Annotated in this window: 21 protein-coding genes; 11 read left to right on the top strand and 10 right to left on the bottom strand. The window is 38.7% G+C overall.

The genetic code is table 11. The annotated features are described in order from the left end of the window. Positions 1-27 precede the first annotated feature (27 nt). The 7 genes from MWU56_RS06750 to pyrF all read left to right on the top strand — a co-directional run bounded on the left by MWU56_RS06750 (position 28) and on the right by pyrF (position 5657). Positions 28-483, top strand: a complete 456-nt coding sequence (locus tag MWU56_RS06750; protein WP_247043197.1) for a ubiquinol-cytochrome c reductase iron-sulfur subunit — start codon at positions 28-30, stop codon at positions 481-483. A 19-nt stretch (positions 484-502) separates the two neighbouring features. Next, positions 503-940 carry a thioredoxin family protein gene (locus MWU56_RS06745; RefSeq protein WP_247043196.1) on the top strand — a complete coding sequence of 146 codons (438 nt, stop codon included), beginning with the start codon at positions 503-505 and terminating at the stop codon, positions 938-940. Beyond that, complete coding sequence (locus MWU56_RS06740) at positions 937-1932, top strand: FAD:protein FMN transferase (protein WP_247043195.1); 996 nt, start codon at positions 937-939, stop codon at positions 1930-1932. The genes MWU56_RS06745 and MWU56_RS06740 overlap by 4 nt, the downstream gene beginning before the upstream one ends. A 12-nt stretch (positions 1933-1944) precedes the next feature. Beyond that, positions 1945-2154: a DUF4266 domain-containing protein gene (locus MWU56_RS06735; protein WP_247043194.1), complete on the top strand. Its 210-nt coding sequence runs from the start codon at positions 1945-1947 to the stop codon at positions 2152-2154. A 198-nt stretch (positions 2155-2352) separates the two neighbouring features. After that, on the top strand, positions 2353-3648 hold the full coding sequence (locus tag MWU56_RS06730; RefSeq protein WP_410548929.1) for a DUF3570 domain-containing protein: 1296 nt from the start codon (positions 2353-2355) through the stop codon (positions 3646-3648). Positions 3649-3717: 69 nt separating this feature from the next. After that, positions 3718-4794 (top strand): peptide chain release factor 1, encoded by a 1077-nt coding sequence (gene prfA / locus MWU56_RS06725; RefSeq protein ID WP_247043193.1) that lies wholly within the window; start codon positions 3718-3720, stop codon positions 4792-4794. Between the two features lie 41 nt (positions 4795-4835). Continuing rightward, positions 4836-5657, top strand: a complete 822-nt coding sequence (gene pyrF, locus MWU56_RS06720) for an orotidine-5'-phosphate decarboxylase (RefSeq protein WP_247043192.1) — start codon at positions 4836-4838, stop codon at positions 5655-5657. A 3-nt stretch (positions 5658-5660) separates the two neighbouring features. Here the strand turns inward: pyrF and MWU56_RS06715 are convergent, their stop codons facing one another. The 4 genes from MWU56_RS06715 to purU form a co-directional block, all read right to left on the bottom strand. Further along, on the bottom strand, positions 5661-5927 hold the full coding sequence (locus tag MWU56_RS06715; protein ID WP_247043190.1) for a hypothetical protein: 267 nt from the start codon (positions 5925-5927) through the stop codon (positions 5661-5663). A 478-nt stretch (positions 5928-6405) separates the two neighbouring features. Further along, positions 6406-7110, bottom strand: coding sequence for a DUF4197 domain-containing protein (locus MWU56_RS06710; protein ID WP_247043188.1), 705 nt, complete (start codon positions 7108-7110; stop codon positions 6406-6408). Positions 7111-7253: 143 nt separating this feature from the next. Next, positions 7254-9542: a glycoside hydrolase family 65 protein gene (locus MWU56_RS06705; RefSeq protein WP_247043187.1), complete on the bottom strand. Its 2289-nt coding sequence runs from the start codon at positions 9540-9542 to the stop codon at positions 7254-7256. A 62-nt stretch (positions 9543-9604) separates the two neighbouring features. Further along, positions 9605-10453: a formyltetrahydrofolate deformylase gene (gene purU, locus MWU56_RS06700; RefSeq protein ID WP_247043186.1), complete on the bottom strand. Its 849-nt coding sequence runs from the start codon at positions 10451-10453 to the stop codon at positions 9605-9607. Positions 10454-10595: 142 nt separating this feature from the next. Here purU and MWU56_RS06695 point away from each other — a divergent pair, with 142 nt between their 5' ends. Beyond that, positions 10596-14054: a methylmalonyl-CoA mutase family protein gene (locus MWU56_RS06695; protein WP_247043185.1), complete on the top strand. Its 3459-nt coding sequence runs from the start codon at positions 10596-10598 to the stop codon at positions 14052-14054. A gap of 5 nt (positions 14055-14059) precedes the next feature. Here MWU56_RS06695 and MWU56_RS06690 read toward each other — a convergent pair whose 3' ends face one another. Continuing rightward, on the bottom strand, positions 14060-14461 hold the full coding sequence (locus MWU56_RS06690; protein WP_247043183.1) for a hypothetical protein: 402 nt from the start codon (positions 14459-14461) through the stop codon (positions 14060-14062). A 121-nt stretch (positions 14462-14582) separates the two neighbouring features. On the opposite strand from MWU56_RS06690, the gene MWU56_RS06685 reads away from it, so the two are divergent. The 3 genes from MWU56_RS06685 to MWU56_RS06675 all read left to right on the top strand — a co-directional run bounded on the left by MWU56_RS06685 (position 14583) and on the right by MWU56_RS06675 (position 17220). Next, positions 14583-15047 carry an Lrp/AsnC family transcriptional regulator gene (locus MWU56_RS06685; protein WP_247043180.1) on the top strand — a complete coding sequence of 155 codons (465 nt, stop codon included), beginning with the start codon at positions 14583-14585 and terminating at the stop codon, positions 15045-15047. Positions 15048-15184: 137 nt separating this feature from the next. Beyond that, positions 15185-16519, top strand: a complete 1335-nt coding sequence (locus MWU56_RS06680; RefSeq protein WP_247043179.1) for an alpha/beta hydrolase — start codon at positions 15185-15187, stop codon at positions 16517-16519. 62 nt (positions 16520-16581) lie between these two features. Then, positions 16582-17220 carry a DUF1684 domain-containing protein gene (locus tag MWU56_RS06675; RefSeq protein ID WP_247043178.1) on the top strand — a complete coding sequence of 213 codons (639 nt, stop codon included), beginning with the start codon at positions 16582-16584 and terminating at the stop codon, positions 17218-17220. Between the two features lie 55 nt (positions 17221-17275). On the opposite strand, the gene MWU56_RS06670 is transcribed toward MWU56_RS06675, so the two are convergent. The 5 genes from MWU56_RS06670 to MWU56_RS06650 form a co-directional block, all read right to left on the bottom strand. Continuing rightward, on the bottom strand, positions 17276-18334 hold the full coding sequence (locus tag MWU56_RS06670; protein WP_247043177.1) for an outer membrane beta-barrel protein: 1059 nt from the start codon (positions 18332-18334) through the stop codon (positions 17276-17278). Between the two features lie 137 nt (positions 18335-18471). Beyond that, the gene (locus MWU56_RS06665; protein WP_247043176.1) at positions 18472-19752 is read right to left on the bottom strand and encodes an ammonium transporter; all 1281 of its coding nucleotides are present in this window, start codon (positions 19750-19752) and stop codon (positions 18472-18474) included. Positions 19753-19777: 25 nt separating this feature from the next. Beyond that, positions 19778-20116, bottom strand: coding sequence for a P-II family nitrogen regulator (locus MWU56_RS06660; protein ID WP_247043175.1), 339 nt, complete (start codon positions 20114-20116; stop codon positions 19778-19780). Positions 20117-20383: 267 nt separating this feature from the next. After that, positions 20384-20758: a fluoride efflux transporter CrcB gene (gene crcB / locus MWU56_RS06655; RefSeq protein ID WP_247043174.1), complete on the bottom strand. Its 375-nt coding sequence runs from the start codon at positions 20756-20758 to the stop codon at positions 20384-20386. 16 nt (positions 20759-20774) lie between these two features. Continuing rightward, positions 20775-20954, bottom strand: a complete 180-nt coding sequence (locus MWU56_RS06650; protein ID WP_247043172.1) for a hypothetical protein — start codon at positions 20952-20954, stop codon at positions 20775-20777. Positions 20955-21086 lie beyond the last annotated feature (132 nt).

Below are 21086 nucleotides of genomic sequence, written 5' to 3'. Positions count from 1 at the left end.
AGCGTTCTTATTTATAAACCTCACGCTATGGAAAGAAAAGAGTTCTTAAGAAGTTTGGGAGCAGGTGCAGCCTTTGCTCTTACATTTCCCTGTTTACAAGGATGTTCCAAGGATGGAGAGTTGGAAACTTTTCCAGTATCTCAAGGAATCGATTTTACTATAGATTTAAATTCTCAAGAAGCGGCCCCATTGGATGATAATGGAGGGTTTATATCAGTTAAGTCTTCTCAAAATCTTAAATATTTGGATGTTGTTATAGCTAGAAACCTAGAAGGAAATCTTATTGCAGCCAGTAAAATTTGTAGTCATCAAGGAACTGAGGAAATAAGGTTTATCACAGAAGATGGAGGTGTATTTCATTGTTCGACCCATCAATCAAGATTTGCTCAGGATGGAACATCTCTCAATTTGAGTACTACAAGTAACCCATTAAAAATATTTAATACAGAACTCGACGGTTCTATATTAAGGGTATATGAATAGTTTTTGAGTCCCAAATTTTATGAAATATATAATCTACATTGTGTTATTTGCATGTGCCGGTATGCTACAGGCCCAAGAATGGCAAGAAAATTTTGATGATGCACTTTCCAAGGCAGCTGTTGAGGACAAGCCGATTATACTGGTCTTTTCAGGATCGGATTGGTGCGCACCCTGTATCCGGTTAAAAAAACACATATTCGATAGCGAGGAGTTCAAAGCTTATGCTTCTGAGCATTATGTAATGTACTACGCCGATTTTCCCCGAAAAAAGAAAAATCAACTACCTCAGGATAAATTAAATGTGAACAAATCTTTGGCAGAAAAGTATAACCCAAAAGGTTATTTTCCCTTGGTTGTGGTTATGGATAGCGATAAACAAGTGTTGGGTACTACCGGTTTTGTGGCACGCACCAAACCTGAGAAATATATAAAGACGCTTAACAAGTTCCTTAAATGAAAGTGTTCACGGCTCTTTTGTGCGGTTTTTTTTGTTTGCTTTCCTACGGGCAAGCAAGACAGGATTATGTAACTGTAAAAAAAGAGCTAAAACTAATGGGGACTCGCTTTGAGATTACCGTGGTGGCCCTCAACGAGGAAATAGGATATATAAATATAGATGAGGCCGTATCGGAAATTGAACGTATTGAAAGGATTATATCATCTTGGAATAAAGATTCAGAAACATCTTTGATCAATATAAATGCAGGTATCAAACCTGTGAGGGTGAGCAAAGAATTGTTCGACCTGATCGAGCGATCCATCAAAATATCTGAAATTACGGATGGTGCTTTTGACATTACCTATGCCTCCATGGATGAGATTTGGAAATTTGACGGTACCATGGATAAAGTCCCCACCGAGGATGAGATAAATAAGTCCGTTTCAAAAGTCGGTTATCAAAAAATTCAGATGGATAAGCTTAATCAAACCGTGTTTTTACCTGAAAAGGGTATGCATATTGGATTTGGTGCCATAGGAAAAGGGTACGCTGCGGATAAGGCCAAAGAACTACTGGTATCCAAAGATGTCCGAGGCGGAATCATCAATGCCTCTGGAGACCTTACCACTTGGGGAACCAAAGTAACGGGTGAAAAATGGTTGGTCGGAATTGCCAACCCACTGAGCAAGGATAAAGTGTTTGGCTGGTTGCCCGTTATTGAGTCTTCTGTTGCAACATCGGGTAATTATGAAAAATATATTGTGCTAGATGGGGAAAAATATTCTCACATTATCGATCCTCGAACTGGTTTTCCCATTAAAGGGATACATAGCGTTTCAATTTTTGCTAAACAAGCTGAATTATGTGATGCCTTGGCTACTGCAGTTTTTATTATGGGTAGGGATGTTGGCCTTCATATGATCAATCAAATTAATGGAGTTGAGGCTGTTGTGGTAGATGGGGAAAATAAAGTTCATCGAAGTTCGGGCATAGTGTTCGATATGAATTAGTACATTTAAAGTATGGAAAAAGCGTTTTATTTGTTGCTGCTTTTGATTTTTTCGAGTTCGTGTGTGGCCGTGCGTGAGTACGACAAGGTTTACCTGAACGATGAGGAGATGCAATTGAGTGCAAGGGCGGATGAGCGGTTCGAGACCAATTTCCATATTTACAGAGAAGCTTCTGCTGGTGCCAATGGTGGCAAAACAGGGGGCGGATGTGGATGTAATTGAATGAGAACTTCAAATGATTAATTTAAAAAAAATGTTTGTCCAGATTTTGCCATAAACAAAATTTTCGTCAACCTGAACTTGTTTCAGGTTCTCATTTGGCTTTTGATAACTAGGGTAATGAGATTCCGAAATAAATTCGGAATGACGTACAAAAGGAGATTATTACAGATAGCGAGTATTCAATATTTAAAAAACCTCATGACCCAGTTGTCCAAGTCCTCAAAATCATGCCTCGTAATATTGTTTTTTATGGCGATGTTCATTGGATGGAGTCAGCAAGGTGACACCTCATATAAACAAAGGGTATTGGAAACAAGCGAAGTTGATTTACTCTTCAGTTATTATAACCAAGATGGACAGAACGCCGCGGTAACGGGTGGTGAAGGTACTGAGGAATTGACCGATGCTACCTCGAGCTTGGTTATACGAATGCCCATGAACGAAGATGATATATTGACAATTGATGTTGGTCTATCCGCTTATACTTCGGCTTCATCAAGTAATGTAAATCCTTTGGATGGTGGTCTTAATGTCACACCTTTTGACGCTTCCTCAGGTGAATCGAGAAAAGATTTACTCGTGTATATCAACCCCAGTTACCAACATAGTTCCAATGATCGTAACTCAATATGGAGTGCCAATGCCTATTTTTCATCCGAGTATGATTATTTTTCGATTGGTGTTGGAGGTAGTTATACCAAATTGTTCAACGAAAAGAATACAGAAATCACCCTGAGCGGTAATGTGTTTTTGGATAAATGGAACTCACAGTACCCGATTGAATTGACAGATGGTTTTTTTGACAGCAGAGCTACTGGAAATGGTACTTATAATCCAATTTTTTCAGAATTTGAGGACGAAAAACGAAATTCCTATTCCCTTTCGCTAAGCTTTTCACAGATTTTGAGCACAAAAATGCAAGGCGCCCTTTTCATGGATGTAGTTTCCCAGAACGGATTGTTGAGCACTCCGTTCCAACGGGTATATTTCTCGGATTTTGAAGATTTTTATATTGATGATTTTCAGTTGGCGGACAATGTGGAGCAATTACCGGATAATCGATTTAAAATTCCTGTTGGCGGTCGTCTGAATTATTATTTAAATGATTTGGTGGTGTTGCGTTCGTACTATCGTTTTTATTGGGACGATTGGGGAATAAGTTCGCATACGGCCAGTTTGGAAGTTCCATTCAAACTTACCGATAAGTTTACCTTGTACCCAACTTACCGATACTATACCCAAACTGCGGCCGACTACTTCTACCCAAAAGAGCAGGCACTGTCCACGTATGATTTCTATACTTCCGACTATGATCTTTCAGGGTATAACGCCCATCAATATGGGATAGGGGTGCAGTACAAGGATATTTTCACCAGTACCAGTCTGCTTAATTTTGGGTTGAAAACCATCAACCTCCGTTTTAGTCAATATGACCGTAGTGATGGCCTCAATGCGTTCATTGTTACCTTGGGAACTACTTTTGTTGGTAACTGACCACATTGGGCAGTAAAATAATCCAACTAAAAAATCGTAAATTCGCATTCCTATTAGGTGGATTGATTTATGCTAGACAAACTCAACATAGTAAAACAGCGTTTTGATGAGGTATCGGACCTTATCATTCAGCCCGACATTATATCGGACCAAAAACGCTACGTAAAGCTGAACAAGGAGTACAAAGATTTAAAGTTGCTCAGCGATAAACGCGACGAATACATCACCCTTACCAATAATATCCAAGAAGCAGAAGAAATTATTTCCGATGGCAGTGATGCTGAAATGTTGGAAATGGCGAAAATGCAATTGGATGAGGCAAAGAGTGCCTTGCCCAAGTTGGAAGAAGAAATAAAATACCTGTTGATTCCCAAAGATCCAGAGGATGAAAAGAATGTGGTGATGGAAATCAGAGCAGGAACCGGAGGTGATGAAGCCAGTATTTTTGCCGGCGACCTATTCCGTATGTATACCAAATATTGTGAATCCAAAGGTTGGAAGACCAATGTTATTGATTTAAGTGATGGAACCAGTGGTGGATTCAAGGAAATCCATTTTGAAGTAAACGGCGATGATGTGTACGGAACACTTAAGTTTGAAGCGGGAGTACATCGCGTACAACGTGTGCCACAAACAGAGACACAGGGTAGGGTGCACACAAGTGCTGCTACCGTAATGGTAATTCCCGAAGCAGAAGAATTTGATGTTCAGATAGACCCAAAGGATGTTCGTATAGATTATTTCTGTTCATCAGGACCTGGTGGACAATCGGTGAATACGACATATTCAGCAGTGCGTTTGACCCACGAACCTACAGGTATTGTAGCGCAATGTCAAGATGAAAAATCCCAGCACAAAAACAAGGATAAGGCATTTAAAGTGCTTCGTTCACGTTTGTACGATATGGAACTCGCCAAAAAACAGGCGGAAGATGCTGCTAAACGTAATTCACAAGTAAGTAGTGGTGACCGTTCTGCCAAAATCCGTACATACAACTATCCACAAGGCAGGGTTACCGACCACAGAATAGGTCTGACTCTCTATGATTTACAGAACATTATCAATGGAGATGTCCAAAAAATAATTGATGAGTTGATGTTGGTGGAAAACACTGAAAAACTTAAAGAAGCGTCGGAGATATTTTAATCTTTTAAACTAACTTCCAGTACGATCGAGAGCATTTCAACATGAAGATAGAAGATTTAATTGCCCAAATACATCAAAAAAAATCGTTTCTCTGTGTTGGTCTCGACACAGATTTGGATAAAATTCCAGAACATCTTCTAAAAGAAGAAGATCCCATTTTTGCTTTCAACAAAGCCATTATCGATGCAACACATTCCTATTGTGTGGCCTACAAGCCTAATATTGCATTTTATGAAGCATACGGTATACAAGGTTGGAAAGCCTTGGAGCGTACCATGGAGTATTTGAATGCAAATTATCCAGAAATGTTTACGATTGCCGATGCCAAACGGGGTGATATTGGAAATACATCCACGCGTTATGCCAAGGCTTTCTTTGAGACTATGGATTTTGATTCAATCACGATTGCTCCCTATATGGGCAAGGACTCAGTAGAACCCTTTTTAGAGTTTGAGGATAGGCATACGATTTTATTGGTGTTGACTTCAAACAAAGGAGCTTTTGATTTTCAGACCAAAAGTGTGGATGGACAGGAATTATATAAAGAAGTATTGTCCATATCAAAAACCTATAAAGGGTCGGAAAGATTAATGTATGTTGTGGGAGCCACAAAGGCTACTTATCTTCAGGATATCCGAAAAATTGTTCCTGAAAGTTTTTTATTGGTTCCAGGTGTAGGTGCGCAAGGAGGAAGTTTGCAGGAAGTTTGCAAATACGGAATCACCAAAGATGTAGGTTTGTTGGTGAACTCCTCAAGAGGTATTTTGTATGCCTCAACAGGTTCGGATTTTGATGAAACCGCAGCGAAAAAGGCACACGAAATCCAGCAGGAAATGGAACTGGAGCTGGCAAAACTTACGTAATGCTTAAGCTAAGCTCTCTAAAACCTTTTTGATGCTTTGCGCTTTTCTTTTAAAGAATTCACCTAACTGATTATCTTTTCCCGAAACATTGGCAGCTTTTTCCATAAAGTTGTTGTGCATTACTTCCAAAACTGATGCTGCTTGACTTAAACCGGTGATTGGTGTAACTGCCCCAACTTTGCAATACTGATTATTCATAGCTTTCAAATATTTTATAACAAAGATACGTTCAAAAAGATCTGATGGATTACGGGATATGGTGGTATACATCTAGAAATGAGGTAATTTATCTAAAATTTAACGTATGACCGTGGTTTTAGCTAACTACATACATTTTATTCTGAATAAACCTGAAACTATCTTTTAGTTGGTTGTGCTTATAAATAGATGTGTTTCTTCTCTTAAAACCATGTTTTGTTTTCATACATAGTTAGGGCTATTTTGTAGAAATGGGGATAGTGCAAATAAAAATGGTTTGTTCTACAATCATTGTGCATTTGACTTTTGGATGGAAGCATGCGGGAGGGTGATTTTTGTAAAGTTCAGAAACAAAAAAAACCGGTGAAATTCACCGGTTTTAAACTAACTAACTCAAAAAAATGCTAACTCAGATAACTTGTACAAAAATCAAGTTTAACCTTCAGGTCAAGGTTAATTTAACTTTAGGATTTTGTTATAATTATTCTTGATTATTGAGTTTATAACGCTCTCGTTTATAGGTTATTGTGTTTTTGCTAAAAAATTATGATTAATCTTGAAGAGCAAACACCTTTTTTAACAAATCTGTTGATCTTGATGAGACTTTATTCCTAATTTCCTGTTCTTCTACAGCAATCATGGTAAATACACCTTCTAATGCTTGGTCGGTTGTATAATCTGTTAAATCAGGATTTACATTATTGGTCAAGGGCAAGTTGTTGTACTTGGTAATGATATTGCTCCATATTTTGTCTGCTCCTACTTTTTCAAAAGAGCTTTTGATCACAGGGTTGAACTTATTATATAATTGTGTTTTGGTTGCCTGCTCCAAATATTGTGTGGCAGCATTGTTATTGCCCAACAAAATTTGTTTGGCATCATTAAAAGTAATTCCCTTAACGGCATCAACAAAAATGGGGGTAGCTTCCGCAACAGCATCTTCAGCAGCACGATTGATTATTTTCAAACCTTCGTCCGCCAAACTTGATAATCCAATATCACGAAGGGTCTTGTCTACCTTTTGTAATTCTTCGGGCAGCATAATTTTAACAAGTTCGTTACTGTAAAACCCATTTTCGCTGGTTAATTTCTCAACTTGTTTTTCTATACCCAAATTCAAGGCTTCACGCAAGCCTTGTGCAATTTGGTCATTTCCTATTGCAGTAGTTCCCTGGGGTAATTGGTCTACAACTTGTTGTAATTCTGCACATCCTACAAGTTGCAATGCTAAAACGCATAGCAGTAATCTTTTCATTGATAAAATTTTTAATTTGTGGCGAAAATAATTCTAATACCTAATTAATAGGGGGATTTTACAGACTTTTAGATGAAATCGATTCAATTTTACTGCCCAAATCACTAACTCACTTCCTTTTACGGTGTTATTAGACTTTTTTATTAAGCGGATAATGTCATAGGGCTATCATTTACAAAAATTTCTAAAACTTCACCCTTATCAATGTCGAATTTTGGACCATCTTTTGTAACCGTAATTTTGATCACACGATTTCTAAAATTGATTTTAAAGGAATACATTTCCCATTGGTCGGGAATATGAGGTGAAAAGGAAAGCTTTCCATCTTTTATCCGCATACCGCCAAAACCTTCCACAATACTCATCCAGGTTCCTGCCATGGAGGTAATGTGCAACCCTTCTTCCACCTCTTTGTTATAATCGTCCAAATCTAAGCGAGAGGTCCTCAAATAAAAAGTATAGGCTTGGTCCATGCGGTTCAATTTTGCTGCTTGTATGGCATGCACACATGGCGAAAGTGATGATTCGTGAACCGTATAGGACTCATAAAAATCAAAATGTTTTTCCAATTCCTCATTGGTAAAATGGTCTTCAAAAAAGTAAAAGCCCTGTAACGTATCTGCTTGTTTTATGTATGGTGAACGAAGGATTCGATCCCAGCTCCAATGTTGGTTGATAGGTCGTTCTTTTGGATCAAGATCCACCACACGAACCAAATCTTTGTCCAAAAAACCATCTTGTTGTAAATAAATTCCGTGCGCTTCGGAATAAGGGAAGTACATTTGGTCGGCCACCTTTTTCCATAAGCCTGTTTCGTCGTTGGTCAACTTAGTTTTCTCTAAAACTCTCTTATAATCGTTTGGATGTTCCTGTTGCACGTACTCCAATTGCTCCAATGTGTAATCCAAACACCATTTAGCAATGTAATTGGTGTACCAATTGTTGTTTACATTGTTTTCATATTCGTTGGGCCCAGTTACTCCCAACATTACATATTTGTTTTGATGGGCGGACCAATTGACTCTTTGTTGCCAAAAACGGGCGATTCCAATAAGAACTTCCAATCCCATTTCTGGAATGTAAGTGTAGTCCTGGGTATATCGGGTATAATTGAAAATGGCATATGCAATAGCACCGTTTCTATGGATTTCCTCAAAAGTGATTTCCCATTCGTTGTGGCATTCTTCACCGTTCATGGTAACCATAGGGTAGAGCGCGGCTCCATTTTTAAAACCGAGCTTTCCGGCGTTCTCAATGGCCTTCTCTAAATGGTTATAGCGATACTTGAGTAATTTTCGAGCTATTTCCTGATTTTTGGTTGCCATATAAAAAGGAATACAATAAGCCTCGGTGTCCCAATACGTGCTTCCTCCATATTTTTCACCAGTGAACCCTTTAGGGCCAATATTCAAACGGGAATCTGTACCGGTGTAAGTTTGGTTCAATTGGAAAATATTGAACCGGATGCCTTGTTGGGCTTTCACGTCGCCTTCTATGGTAATGTCGCTCATTTCCCAGATGGACGCCCACGCTTTTTTCTGTTCTTCCAGTAATGCATCAAATCCAATCGAAGACACTTGGTCCAGTGTGGTGTTCGCAGCTTCTATTAATTTATTGGCATCATGATTTCTATCAACGGTATACCCACCATATTTAATCAAGCTGACCTTTTCTCCTTTTTTGGCTTTTCGAGCAAATTCAAAACCAATGGTAAGTTCTTCTTTACTTTGGGCGCTAGGTTTCTCTACCAAAGCATCCTCATGAATCAAATAGGCTTGCATAAAAGTACACACATTAAAATGTGTTTTCATGGTATGCGATTCTATAAATGCCCTGTTTTTATCTGATTCAACTTTGGTCGTGTTCCAAAATTTATCATCCCAGTTACTGTCTTCATTGGTGATGCCTGCGTCAATGTATGGTTTAAAAAGTATCTCTGCATCAGCATTTAGTGGAGTGACCTCAAATTTGATTGCTCCAACTTCATCATGGGACAGGCTCAAAAATCGCGTAGCTGTAACTTCTATTTCAATATTATTGGGTGTGGTGGCTCTAAAGTTTCTGCGGTACCACCCTTCTTTCATATTAAGTTCCCTCTTAAAATTTTTGATGTTGGTGCAAGTGGCCAAATCCAAGGGTGTACCGTCGATGCTTACATCAATACCAATCCAATTTGGGGCGTTCAGTACCTTGGCAAAGTATTCTGGATAGCCATTTTTCCACCACCCCACACGGGTTTTATCAGGATAGTAAACTCCGGCGATATAGCTGCCTTGAAAAGTTGCCCCCGAATATGATTCTTCAAAATTGGCGCGCTGCCCCATAGCTCCGTTTCCTATACTGAAAAGGCTCTCGGAAGATTTAACACGTTCCTTGTCAAATCCTTCTTCAATAATGCTCCACGGGTTGGGTTGTATATAGTCTTGATTCATTTTAGGATCGATATTTTAATGGCATGTTCATACCTATTGATTATAAGATACATAATCTTTAATTATGAAAAAATCACGGTTTTATTATTATATACCATGGTTTTGCGTGCTACGTGAAGCTGTACGGCTCTGGACAACACAATTCGTTCCAAATCTCTTCCTTTTGCAATAAAATCTTTTACCGAATGTGTGTGCGAAACTGTAGTGACATCTTGCTCAATAATGGGGCCGGCATCCAAATCCTCAGTGACATAATGGCTAGTGGCACCAATAATTTTAACCCCTCGTTCAAAAGCAGCATGATAGGGCTTGGCTCCAGCAAAAGCAGGCAAAAATGAATGGTGGATATTGATGATTTTCTGTGGATAAATGTCTATCAGTTTAGGTGATACTATTTGCATATATCTGGCCAATACTATAAAATCTACATCGTACTTTTTTAATAATTCCAGTTGCTTGTTTTCAGCCTCAATTCTATTTTGTTTGGTTACGGGAATATGGAAATAAGGTATGCCAAATTGTTCTGCAACATATTCAAGGTCCATATGGTTGCTCAAAATAAAAGGAATTTCGACTGATAGCTCCCCTGAATTATATCGACTCAATAAATCGTACAGACAATGATTGTACTTTGAAACAAAAATGGCCATTTTAGGTTTATATTCATCAGTGTATGCATCCCATGTCATATTAAAACCAGTAGCCAACTCTTTTTTAAAACCCTTTTTAAAGGTGGATAGGTCAATAGTTTCCTCGAACTCACTTTTCAAACGCATAAAAAATACACCGGCCTGTTTATCCACATGTTGATCAAGGTATACAACATTTCCTTTTTGTTGATGGATAAAAGTGGTTACGGAGCGAATAATTCCCGATTGATCCGGGCAATTTATAACAATGGTCAGGTTCATGGAGTGGGTTTGAGCGGGTAAAATTATGATATTCAAAAAAGGAAGCCCAAACTTTTATTATTTTTTGTATAATCTTAATCAAAATTAATTTTTCATTGCCTTTTTCGTAAATTGCATTGCAAATTTTCACCTTTTATTGCAGATGGAACAAAAAAAGCCCTATCAGCCCAAACATAAAATTCGAATTGTAACTGCAGCTTCGTTGTTCGATGGTCACGATGCAGCCATTAATATTATGAGAAGAATTATCCAGGCCACGGGTGTGGAAGTAATTCATTTGGGTCATGATAGGAGTGTAGCCGAGGTTGTTGACTGTGCCATTCAAGAGGATGCGAATGCAATTGCAATCACCTCCTACCAAGGTGGGCACAACGAGTATTTTAGGTATATGTTCGATTTGCTTAGGGAAAGAGGAGCGGAACAGATCAAGATTTTTGGCGGTGGAGGCGGTGTAATCCTTCCAGCGGAAATAAAAGAACTGATGGATTACGGTATTGAACGAATATATTCTCCGGACGATGGCCGTGAAATGGGGCTACAAGGCATGATCAATGATTTAGTGGAGCGTTGCGATGCAGCTGTCCCGGATTTAAACCTTGCGAAAGGAAAATCTGTGGAGAACGAATTGGAAGAAAAACATGCCAATACCTTGGCAAGATTGATTTCCTTGGCGGAGAACCGGCACGAGGAATTCGAAAAATATCAATCATCGATTCAAAAAAGACAGGGTAATGTACCTGTTTTGGGAATTACGGGAACCGGAGGAGCAGGAAAATCCAGTTTAGTGGATGAACTGGTCCGTAGGTTTTTGCTGGACTTTCCGGATAAGCACATCGGGATAATTTCCGTTGATCCATCAAAAAGAAAAACTGGCGGTGCGCTCTTGGGAGATAGAATCCGAATGAACGCCATTAATAATGATAGGGTATATATGCGTTCCTTGGCCACACGCCAATCCAATTTGGCCTTGTCCAAGTATGTTTCCGAAGCTGTTGAAGTGCTAAAGGCCGCTAAATATGACTTGATTGTTCTGGAAACTTCTGGAATTGGGCAGTCCGACACTGAAATATTGGAGCATAGCGATGTGTCTCTTTATGTGATGACGCCCGAATTTGGTGCCGCTACACAATTGGAGAAAATTGATATGTTGGATTTTGCCGATATCGTTGCCATAAATAAGTTTGATAAACGGGGAGCACTCGATGCGCTACGCGATGTTAAAAAGCAATATGCTCGTAATCACGGGTTATGGCATGCCAAGGAAGATGAACTGCCTGTTTTTGGAACTATTGCTTCCCAGTTTAACGACCCAGGGATGAACAATCTTTATAAAATGGTGATGGACACCCTTGTGAAAAAAGCGGATTCCGGTTTAAATTCCACCGTTGAGGTGACCCAGGTAATGGCAGAAAAAATTTATGTAATTCCACCATCTCGAACACGCTATCTTTCGGAAATAGCTGAAAGTAACAGGGATTATGATACAAATGCCAAGAAACAAGCGGCGGTGGCGCAAAAGCTTTATGGAATCTTTTTAACGTTGGCCTCTGTATTGGGAATAGATCAAGAAAAAGCGGAGGATTTGCTTTTGGACAAATCTGGAATAGATGAGGATGCACTTGAATCAAATATTACAAACGATGACTCCAAAGAATTGACGAATCTGCTCATCAAAGAGTTCGATAGGGTAAAAATGCACTTAAACCCACATCATTGGGAAACTATCTTAACATGGAGAGAAAAAGTAAATCGATATAAGACTGATACCTATTCCTTTAAGGTCCGAGATAAAGAAGTAAAGATAAAAACCCATACCGAATCGTTGTCGCACAGTCAGATACCTAAAGTGGCACTGCCCAAATACAAAGCTTGGGGCGATATTTTACAATGGATCTTGCAGGAAAATGTTCCTGGGGAATTTCCATATACCGCTGGTCTGTATCCATTCAAAAGAGAAGGGGAGGACCCAACTCGTATGTTTGCGGGTGAAGGTGGTCCAGAACGCACAAACCGACGTTTCCACTACGTGAGCATGGATATGCCAGCGAAGCGTTTATCGACTGCTTTTGACTCCGTAACATTGTACGGGAACGACCCAGACCATCGCCCGGATATCTATGGAAAAATAGGGAACGCAGGGGTTTCCATTTGTTGTTTGGACGATGCCAAAAAGTTATATTCCGGTTTTGATTTAAGTAGTCCGATGACCTCAGTTAGCATGACCATAAATGGTCCTGCACCAATGCTTCTGGCCTTTTTTATGAATGCTGCCATTGACCAAAACTGCGAAAAATATATCAAAGAAAATGGTCTGGAGAAAGAAGTTGTAAATAAAATCAAAACCATTTTTAATGATAAGGGCATAGAGCAACCGCAATATTACGGTGAGCTTCCTGAAGGAAACAATGGACTGGGTTTGATGCTTTTAGGGATTACTGGCGACCAAGTACTACCGATAAAAGTGTACGAGGAAATAAAAGCAAATACCCTTAACCAAGTTCGCGGAACAGTACAAGCCGATATCTTAAAAGAAGACCAAGCACAGAATACTTGTATTTTTTCTACCGAGTTTGCACTTAGGTTAATGGGTGATGTGCAGGAGTATTTTATAGAACAACAAGTGCGTAATTTTTATTCTGTATCCATATCGGGCTATCATATTGCCGAGGCTGGGGCCAATCCTATTACACAATTGGCTTTTACGCTTTCCAATGGATTTACCTATGTGGAATATTATTTGAGTCGAGGCATGGATATCAACAAATTTGGTCCCAACCTCTCATTTTTCTTTTCTAACGGAGTGGACCCGGAATATGCGGTTATTGGTCGAGTAGCTCGACGTATCTGGTCAAAAGCCTTAAAAGAAAAATATGGTGCAAACCCACGGGCACAGATGTTGAAATATCATATCCAAACTTCGGGAAGAAGTCTGCATGCCCAAGAAATTGATTTTAACGATATCCGAACCACGCTACAAGCATTGTATGCGATTTACGATAATTGTAACTCACTGCACACCAATGCTTATGATGAGGCTATTACCACACCGACCGAGGAATCGGTGCGTAGGGCTATGGCTATCCAGTTGATCATCAATAAAGAACTGGGGTTGGCTAAAAATGAAAACCCGATACAAGGGTCATTCATAATTGAAGAGTTGACCGATTTGGTAGAAGAGGCGGTTTTAATGGAGTTTGATAGAATTACGGAACGTGGTGGTGTGCTAGGCGCAATGGAAACCATGTATCAGCGGTCTAAAATTCAAGAGGAAAGTCTTCATTATGAAACTCTCAAACATTCAGGGGAGTATCCTATAATTGGTGTGAATACATTTTTGAGTTCCAAAGGATCACCTACAATTCTTCCTGCGGAAGTGATTCGAGCTACCGAAAGTGAAAAAGAAAATCAAATAAAAACATTGAGGAATCTTCATAATAGAGAAGAGCGAAAAGCTAAAGAACAGTTGAGTGAGCTGCAGCAGGCAGCTACGAACAATACAAACGTTTTTGAGAAATTAATGGAGGCTTCCAAGTATTGCTCGTTAGGCCAAATTACGGAAGCATTGTTCCAAGTAGGAGGGCAATACCGTAGAAATATGTAGGTATGCTAATCGTTTTTGTGGTTCAAGGATTTTCTCCATTTTTTAAAGGAAACCCTGAAAATTCTAATCTCTTTACGAAGGAGATTAAGATATTCTTTTTCTTTGACACCGTCCCTTTCAAGTCCATTGCAATAAGCTAAAATGTTACGGGTCATAATATTTACGTAGGAAAGGCTCCTCATTCGAGAGTTATGGCAATTGCTAAGAGCCGCTTGTTCCACTTCTTTAGTGATTAGGTCTGCATCAACCAATAATGATTTGGAAATATCGTCTCGAAAAGAATCAATTTTACGAAAGGACAGTATTTCCCTGTTTTGTGTAAAATAAGCCGCAACAGCTTCGCTCATGTCGCGTAGCGCCAAAGATTTACGATATACACCTAAAGAGTTAAGAGAATTTCTCTCCATTTTTAACAGCAATTTTCTATTATAAAATTACGCACGAAATAAATTTTTTTACTTTTGTTAATAAGGTTAACATTCGATTTTACTTTTAAAAACAAAAAAATATCGATAAATTACTTTTAATATGAAGATAGATGACTTGAATTGGCAAATATTGAATCATTTGCAGCATAATGCAAGGGAATCTTTTGCCAATATTGGTAGAAAAATTGGCTTAACACCGCCAGCTGTGGCAGAGCGTGTAAAAAAGATGGAAGACCTTGGAATTATTGAGCATTATGGTACGGATATTTCCTATGTTGAGGCAGGTTATCAGTTAAAGGCCATTATTATGCTTCGTGCCTTTATGGGGAAACTCAAACCATTTCTGGATAAGGTCAAAACTTTTCAGGAAGTGGTTAATTGTTACAGAATTACAGGTAACGAGAATATTATAATGGAGGTTGTACTTCGAGATCAATCCCATTTGGAAAAGTTCATCGATGAACTTATTGTGTACGGTGAATGTAGAACCCATATTGTACTTTCCAGTGTTGTTGGCAATGCACCTATCAAAAAAAGCAAGGTAGGTAAATGGCCAATGGAATAATTTGATGATTACCCAGTAAACTTTGGCTAGATTTTTGATTAAATTCAATTATGAGAAAAAGATATTTGTTACCGCTTCTGACTATTTTCTGTACAATTTCAGTCTTTTCCCAACAAATAGTTTTAAAAAAAGGAGAGATGGTCGAAGACCTATCGGTAAATGATTCAACCGAAAATACCTATTCCATTTACGTTCCCAAACAATTTTCAATGGACAAAAAATGGCCATTGCTCATGGTCTTTGATGCCGAGGGAAAAGAGAAAAGTGCGCTTTCTATGTTTGTAATGGCAGCTGAGAATGAAGGGTATGTTTTGGTTGCACCTAAATTGGTTGATAGTGTTTCTTTGACCAAGAATATGGTGATGACCAGTAACACCATACAAAAAATCACCAGTATGTTGCCAATTCATGGAGACCGTATTTATGTGGCAGGAGAAGACTCAGGAGGGCAGTTTGCTAGCCTAGTTCCAGTGCTGGTTAAAGGTGTGAACGGTGTCATGTCAATTGGGGCCTCTTTAGCCAATAGTGAACTCCTTAATATGAAGCGATCCTTTCATTTTGTGGGTATCGTAAACAAGGAAAACTATAATTACCCTTTTATGCTTGCCGATGCCAAACTATTGGATAAATATAAGTTCCCTAATCAGGTTTTAATTTATGATGGGAATGGCGAATGGCCCGGGGTCTCATATATTCAAAAGGGCATGCAAATATTTACTTTGGATGCCATGGGGAGAAAATGGATTTCAAAAGATTCAACTTATATAGAAAAGGTATATTTAGAAGATCTGAAAAAGGTGAACCAATTAAAAAGTATTGGAGACTTGCTATGGGCTGAGCACCATATGACCCAAATGATGTCCATGTACGGAGCCTTGAAAAATATGGACTCTCTTAGGTCGGTACAGAAGGACTTGAGAAAGAGCAAAGAATACAAAGCAATGAAAAGGGCGGAGAATGCTGCATTTTTAAAAGAATCCATGCTCAAGGAAGATTACCAATATTATATGGAAGAGGATATTTACACTTATAATTTTAATAATCTAGGTTGGTGGATTTATCAAATGGGAGAAATAAACAAGTTCATTTCAGGTTCAAAGCCTTTTGAAATTCAAATGGGCCATCGATTAAATGGTTTTGTGAACGCAATGGCCGAGGATTATGTTAGTATGGTGCTTTCGGAAGAGGTGATTGACGAGGATGCCTTGGCATTTTTATATATGCTGAAAACTATTTTAGAGCCGGATAATTATGAGTTTTACTTGAAAACCATTTCCCTAAGTGCTAAAAATGATGATTTTGGCACCTCATTATTTTATTTGGAAGAACTGTTGAAAAAGGGCTTCAAGGATAAGGAAAAACTTTATGCACTTGAAGACACCGCATTGCTTCGGATAACACCTGAGTTTAATGAAATCGTTTCAAAATATTTTAATAATGCACGATACGATATCAAAATGGATGAAAATTGATTGGTAATCAAGATATAATCCCTTCCCAGTTTTAAGCTGTATTTTTGTACAAATTTCTCAAAATGAAATATGCTATTTTACTTTCGGCATTATTTTTAATGGCCTGTGGTCAAGGTAAAAAGTACCATGACCAAGAAGAAGTGGCCAACGCAGATTCCGACTTGGTGGCAGATATACTTAAATATCAAAAGCGGCAGAACGAAAGTTTCAAAGATCCTGATACATCACCGTTGCCTGATAAGTATAGAAAAGATTTTGAAGGGCTCGACTTTTTCGAGCCGGACACTACTTTTGTGGTGAAAGCTAGGTTTGAGCGCACTCCCGATGCGAAACCATTTTTTATGCCTTCAACTACGGACCTGCAGACTCAGGAAGTGGTTTACGGAATAGCGCATTTCACTCTAAATGAAACTAAATATCAATTGGAGGTGTACCAGAGTCTAGACTTGATTGAAGAAGAAGAGTTTGTAGATTATTTATTTTTACCTTTTCTGGATAATACCAACGGGGTAGAAACTTATGGTGGAGGTCGTTATATTGATTTATCCATTCCAGAAGGCGAAACTTTGATCATTGATTTCAATAAGGCATATAACCCTTACTGTGTATACAATAAAAAGTATTCCTGCCCTCTAGTGCCAAGGCAAAATTATTTGAGAACTAATGTGAGAGCAGGAATGAAAAATTTTATAATGGATTAAAAAAAGCCTTGAACTTATTCGAACAAGGCTTTTCATATTATTATTTCTAGGTTGGTTAGAAAGAATAAATGGCCGCGAACAACACAGAGGCCAAACTAGATGTTGGGGCCAAATCAGTGTCGATAAACGCATCTTCTGCAGAGCTATCCAATCTAATTTCTGGCTTAAGAATCAAATTTCCAATGGTAGCACTTCCTGTTAAAGTCAGGGCCAAAACGCTTCCATCACCATCAGCATCAGAACCAATGCTTGCAGAATCACCGAAGAAGTCACCTGTCATAAAGTATTCACCTCTAAGTCCTAGGCTAAAAGTATCAGAAACTGCATATTGCGGATACAAAGCAGCGCCGGTAAAAGAACCGCCATTGTCTTCTGCACTAAAATGAGCAGCGTTTATGCCCAAAAAGAATTCGTCGGAAAGATCAAATCCACCAGTATAGTCAACTTCAAAACCACCTTGACTGTACAAGAAGTTCAAGAATTGTCCGGAATATCCCAATTGAGCACCAACAGCATAATCTCCAGTTGGATTGAACTCGGTCAAATCCGTTGGGTTCATAACAGCAACCATGGCCGACCAATCGTTACCTAAATCAAAATCAGCCTTTAAACCTGTGTGGCTAAATGGTCCATAAGAAAATAAGTAAGAAGTACTGTAGTTAAAGTTAGCAGCTGGAGAAATTACCTCATACCCTAGAAACGTATTAAAGTTACCAAATGTAAGGGTGACATCTTCACTAACACTCCAATAAACGTACAGCTGATTAACAATATTACCGGTGGACGAGTACATAGGTGATGCGAAAATGGCATCTGTACCACGTGGTCCAAAAACCAAATCGGCTACGAAACCGACTTTCTCACCCTCGTAAGCGGCTATTACATTTGCCATACCCAAAGAGAATCCGGGAAGGTTGGCAAAAGATGATCCTGGGGCTATAGCCTCTTCATCGTTAGGGGCGGTTATATTTGCACGGTAATAAGCATCTACGGTTCCGCTAATGCTAAACTTTGGAGCTGTATCTTCATCTTGCGCAGAAACGGAAAATGTTAGCATTGAAATTATGGCGATGGTCAAAAATTTTCCGAAATTTGTATTCATAATCGTTTTCATATCATAATCATTTTAAGTTGCCCTTTTTGCGAAGGACAGTTAGTTGTTTAATTGTGAGTTTGATTGAAAAGGTTATTCAACGGAGCGTTTGGCAGAACGCTCCGTTTCCTTTTTCAGTATTTAATGTGAGTTTGGGACTATTTGTCCTGAGTTATATGTTCTGGATATGCTTCCACACCATGTTCGTGTATGTCCAAACCATCGGTTTCTTCCTCTTCAGAAACACGCAGTCCAATAGTCTTCTTTAAAATGAAAAGGACTATAAAGGAGGCAACAGCTGCCCAAATAATGTAGGCCAACGATCCATAGGTCTGAACCCATAGAAGTTTTCCGCTACCGCCGTACAATAATCCACCGTCTAGTGCAAATATTCCGATAAGTACAGTTCCCAAGAAACCACATACTCCATGAACGGATATGGCACCTACCGGGTCGTCTATCTTAAGTTTTTTATCTATAAACTCAATGGATAATACTACTACAAATCCACATAATAAACCAATGACAAGAGCTCCCCATGCGTTTACTGAACCACATCCAGCGGTAATACCTACTAAACCAGCCAAAGCCCCGTTCAGGGTCATGGAAATATCTGCCTTACCGTATCTGGCCCAAGTAAAGAAAAGTGCGGCAATGGCACCAATGGCGGCAGCAAGGTTAGTGTTTATGATAACGGCGGTAGCTCCAATGGTATCGTCTCCTCCCCAAGCTAATTGAGAGCCACCGTTAAAGCCAAACCATCCTAGCCAAAGAATCAATACACCCAAAGCTCCAAAAGCCATGTTGTGACCTGGTATTGCTTGCGCTTTTCCATCTACGTATTTGCCAATTCTTGGTCCTACCAAAATAGCGGCCACCAATGCGGCGGAGCCACCTACGGCGTGCACTACCGATGAACCTGCAAAATCAACAAAGCCTGCAGTGTTTAACCATGCGTCATCATCAAACGGCCAGTACCAGCTACCTGATATAGGATAAATCAAAGTTGTGAGTATAGCGGAGAAAATCAAATATGTTGAGAATTTGGTTCTTCCAGCAATAGCTCCAGATACAATGGTTGCAGCAGTAGCACAAAACACTGTTTGGAAAAACAGGTTGTACCAATCATCTGCACTAAAAAAGAAATACCCTTGATCCGTTGGACTTGATCTGAAAAATCCTCCACCGACTAAGTCACTACCATACATAATGCCATATCCTACGGCCCAAAACATAATGGAGCCAACTGCTAAATCCATTACGTTCTTCATTATAATATTACCACTGTTCTTACTTCGGGTAAATCCTATTTCCACTAGTGTAAAACCGGCCTGCATAAAAAACACTAAAATAGCGGCTATGGTAATCCACAGTGCTGCCATATCACCGTTAATGGCTTCAATGGCTTTTTCTATCGCTTCTTGTTCTTGTACAATCATAATCTAAGTTTTTTGGCTATTAATGTTAGTTGATTCCTGCGCTACCGCTTTCTTTGGTTCTGATCCTGTACCCCTCGATAATGTCGGAGATGAAAATTTTTCCATCGCCCACACTGCCTGTACTGGCCGTGTCCAATAAAACGTTTACGGTTTTTTCCAGAAAGTCATCGCTAACAACGATAACCAAATACCTTCGCTGTATATCGCTAGTGCTATACGACACCCCACGATAAACATGTCCTTGTTTTTCATTTCCAACTCCAGTTACATCCCAGTAACTAAAGAAATTGACCTCAATTTGATGTAGTGCTTTTTTCACCTCATCAAATTTGGATTTTCTAATAATTGCCTCGACTTTTTTCATAATAAATAGTTAATTTATGAGCCAAATATATAAGAATTAGTCATATGTGGTTATAAATTAGGGGGTTGTGAAGCAATATTTATGAGTATAAAAAAAATACCCCTAAAATTTTAGGGGTATTGAATTATAAATGATGTTTTATTGGTTATTTGTTGATTTTATTTCATTGATAGGTGGATTTTATTTAAATCTTTTCAAAAAAAAGACTTAAACAATATGATTATATAGTTTTTTAACAAAATTTAACTAAAAAAACGCAATCTATAACTATTGGAAGTACTTAGCTAACCATAATCCAAAAATGACTGCTAAAACTCCTATAACAATGCTGGAGGTCATGTAAATAGCTAAATTGAGAAGATCTCCATTTTTTAAAAAAGAGTGTTTTTCAAATGCAAATGCGGAAAATGTGGTGAACCCTCCACAAAAACCTGTAGCTAAGAATAACGTGCTGTTGTAAGAGAGCAAATTGCCTTTTGCGGAAATACCTAAAAAAAGACCAATTAACAAACATCCGACGATGTTCACAATAAAGGTACCTAGGAAGAAATTTTGAAAAAGCGGGTTTAAAGGTTTGGTTATTATATAACGTAGGACGCTTCCAAATCCTCCACCCAAAAAAACAAGTAAGGCCTGTTTCATGCCTTAAAGGTACAAACTAAACAGCTTCTTTGTATTCGGTTTGAACCGCTTCGTGGGGTAGTATTTTGGTGGAAGTAATTTCCGATAACTTTTTAATCGGTTTTAATAATCTTTCTTTAGCGCCATTAACACTGAAAATCAACAAAATGGCGTTGATTGTAAGAAGAACGAAAAGTATGCTAAAAAATACGGTCATCTAGGTTGGGTGCTAAATTAAAGTTATACAAAAGTATGAGTTTTCCTATAAAAACGAAATTGAGCACCTTCTATTGTTGTGAAAAGAAGGATTTTTGTGGTATATACAATTTAGCTGTTAATTTTTAAGGAA

Origin of the sequence: Allomuricauda sp. F6463D (genome assembly GCF_023015965.1) — a bacterium.
GTDB lineage: Bacteria > Bacteroidota > Bacteroidia > Flavobacteriales > Flavobacteriaceae > Flagellimonas.
The sequence above is the reverse complement of the archived record's forward strand: the minus strand, read 5'-3'. Positions and strand labels throughout refer to the sequence as shown.

Excerpts from the sequence above, each read along its gene's own strand:
- MWU56_RS06750 (WP_247043197.1), top strand. The coding sequence starts at position 28 with ATGGAAAGAAAAGAGTTCTTAAGAAGTTTGGGAGCAGGTGCAGCCTTT.
- MWU56_RS06745 (WP_247043196.1), top strand. The coding sequence starts at position 503 with ATGAAATATATAATCTACATTGTGTTATTTGCATGTGCCGGTATGCTA.
- MWU56_RS06740 (WP_247043195.1), top strand. The coding sequence starts at position 937 with ATGAAAGTGTTCACGGCTCTTTTGTGCGGTTTTTTTTGTTTGCTTTCC.
- MWU56_RS06735 (WP_247043194.1), top strand. The coding sequence starts at position 1,945 with ATGGAAAAAGCGTTTTATTTGTTGCTGCTTTTGATTTTTTCGAGTTCG.
- MWU56_RS06730 (WP_410548929.1), top strand. The coding sequence starts at position 2,353 with ATGACCCAGTTGTCCAAGTCCTCAAAATCATGCCTCGTAATATTGTTT.
- prfA (WP_247043193.1), top strand. The coding sequence starts at position 3,718 with ATGCTAGACAAACTCAACATAGTAAAACAGCGTTTTGATGAGGTATCG.
- pyrF (WP_247043192.1), top strand. The coding sequence starts at position 4,836 with ATGAAGATAGAAGATTTAATTGCCCAAATACATCAAAAAAAATCGTTT.
- MWU56_RS06715 (WP_247043190.1), bottom strand. The coding sequence starts at position 5,927 with ATGTATACCACCATATCCCGTAATCCATCAGATCTTTTTGAACGTATC.
- MWU56_RS06710 (WP_247043188.1), bottom strand. The coding sequence starts at position 7,110 with ATGAAAAGATTACTGCTATGCGTTTTAGCATTGCAACTTGTAGGATGT.
- MWU56_RS06705 (WP_247043187.1), bottom strand. The coding sequence starts at position 9,542 with ATGAATCAAGACTATATACAACCCAACCCGTGGAGCATTATTGAAGAA.
- purU (WP_247043186.1), bottom strand. The coding sequence starts at position 10,453 with ATGAACCTGACCATTGTTATAAATTGCCCGGATCAATCGGGAATTATT.
- MWU56_RS06695 (WP_247043185.1), top strand. The coding sequence starts at position 10,596 with ATGGAACAAAAAAAGCCCTATCAGCCCAAACATAAAATTCGAATTGTA.
- MWU56_RS06690 (WP_247043183.1), bottom strand. The coding sequence starts at position 14,461 with ATGGAGAGAAATTCTCTTAACTCTTTAGGTGTATATCGTAAATCTTTG.
- MWU56_RS06685 (WP_247043180.1), top strand. The coding sequence starts at position 14,583 with ATGAAGATAGATGACTTGAATTGGCAAATATTGAATCATTTGCAGCAT.
- MWU56_RS06680 (WP_247043179.1), top strand. The coding sequence starts at position 15,185 with ATGGTCGAAGACCTATCGGTAAATGATTCAACCGAAAATACCTATTCC.
- MWU56_RS06675 (WP_247043178.1), top strand. The coding sequence starts at position 16,582 with ATGAAATATGCTATTTTACTTTCGGCATTATTTTTAATGGCCTGTGGT.
- MWU56_RS06670 (WP_247043177.1), bottom strand. The coding sequence starts at position 18,334 with ATGAAAACGATTATGAATACAAATTTCGGAAAATTTTTGACCATCGCC.
- MWU56_RS06665 (WP_247043176.1), bottom strand. The coding sequence starts at position 19,752 with ATGATTGTACAAGAACAAGAAGCGATAGAAAAAGCCATTGAAGCCATT.
- MWU56_RS06660 (WP_247043175.1), bottom strand. The coding sequence starts at position 20,116 with ATGAAAAAAGTCGAGGCAATTATTAGAAAATCCAAATTTGATGAGGTG.
- crcB (WP_247043174.1), bottom strand. The coding sequence starts at position 20,758 with ATGAAACAGGCCTTACTTGTTTTTTTGGGTGGAGGATTTGGAAGCGTC.
- MWU56_RS06650 (WP_247043172.1), bottom strand. The coding sequence starts at position 20,954 with ATGACCGTATTTTTTAGCATACTTTTCGTTCTTCTTACAATCAACGCC.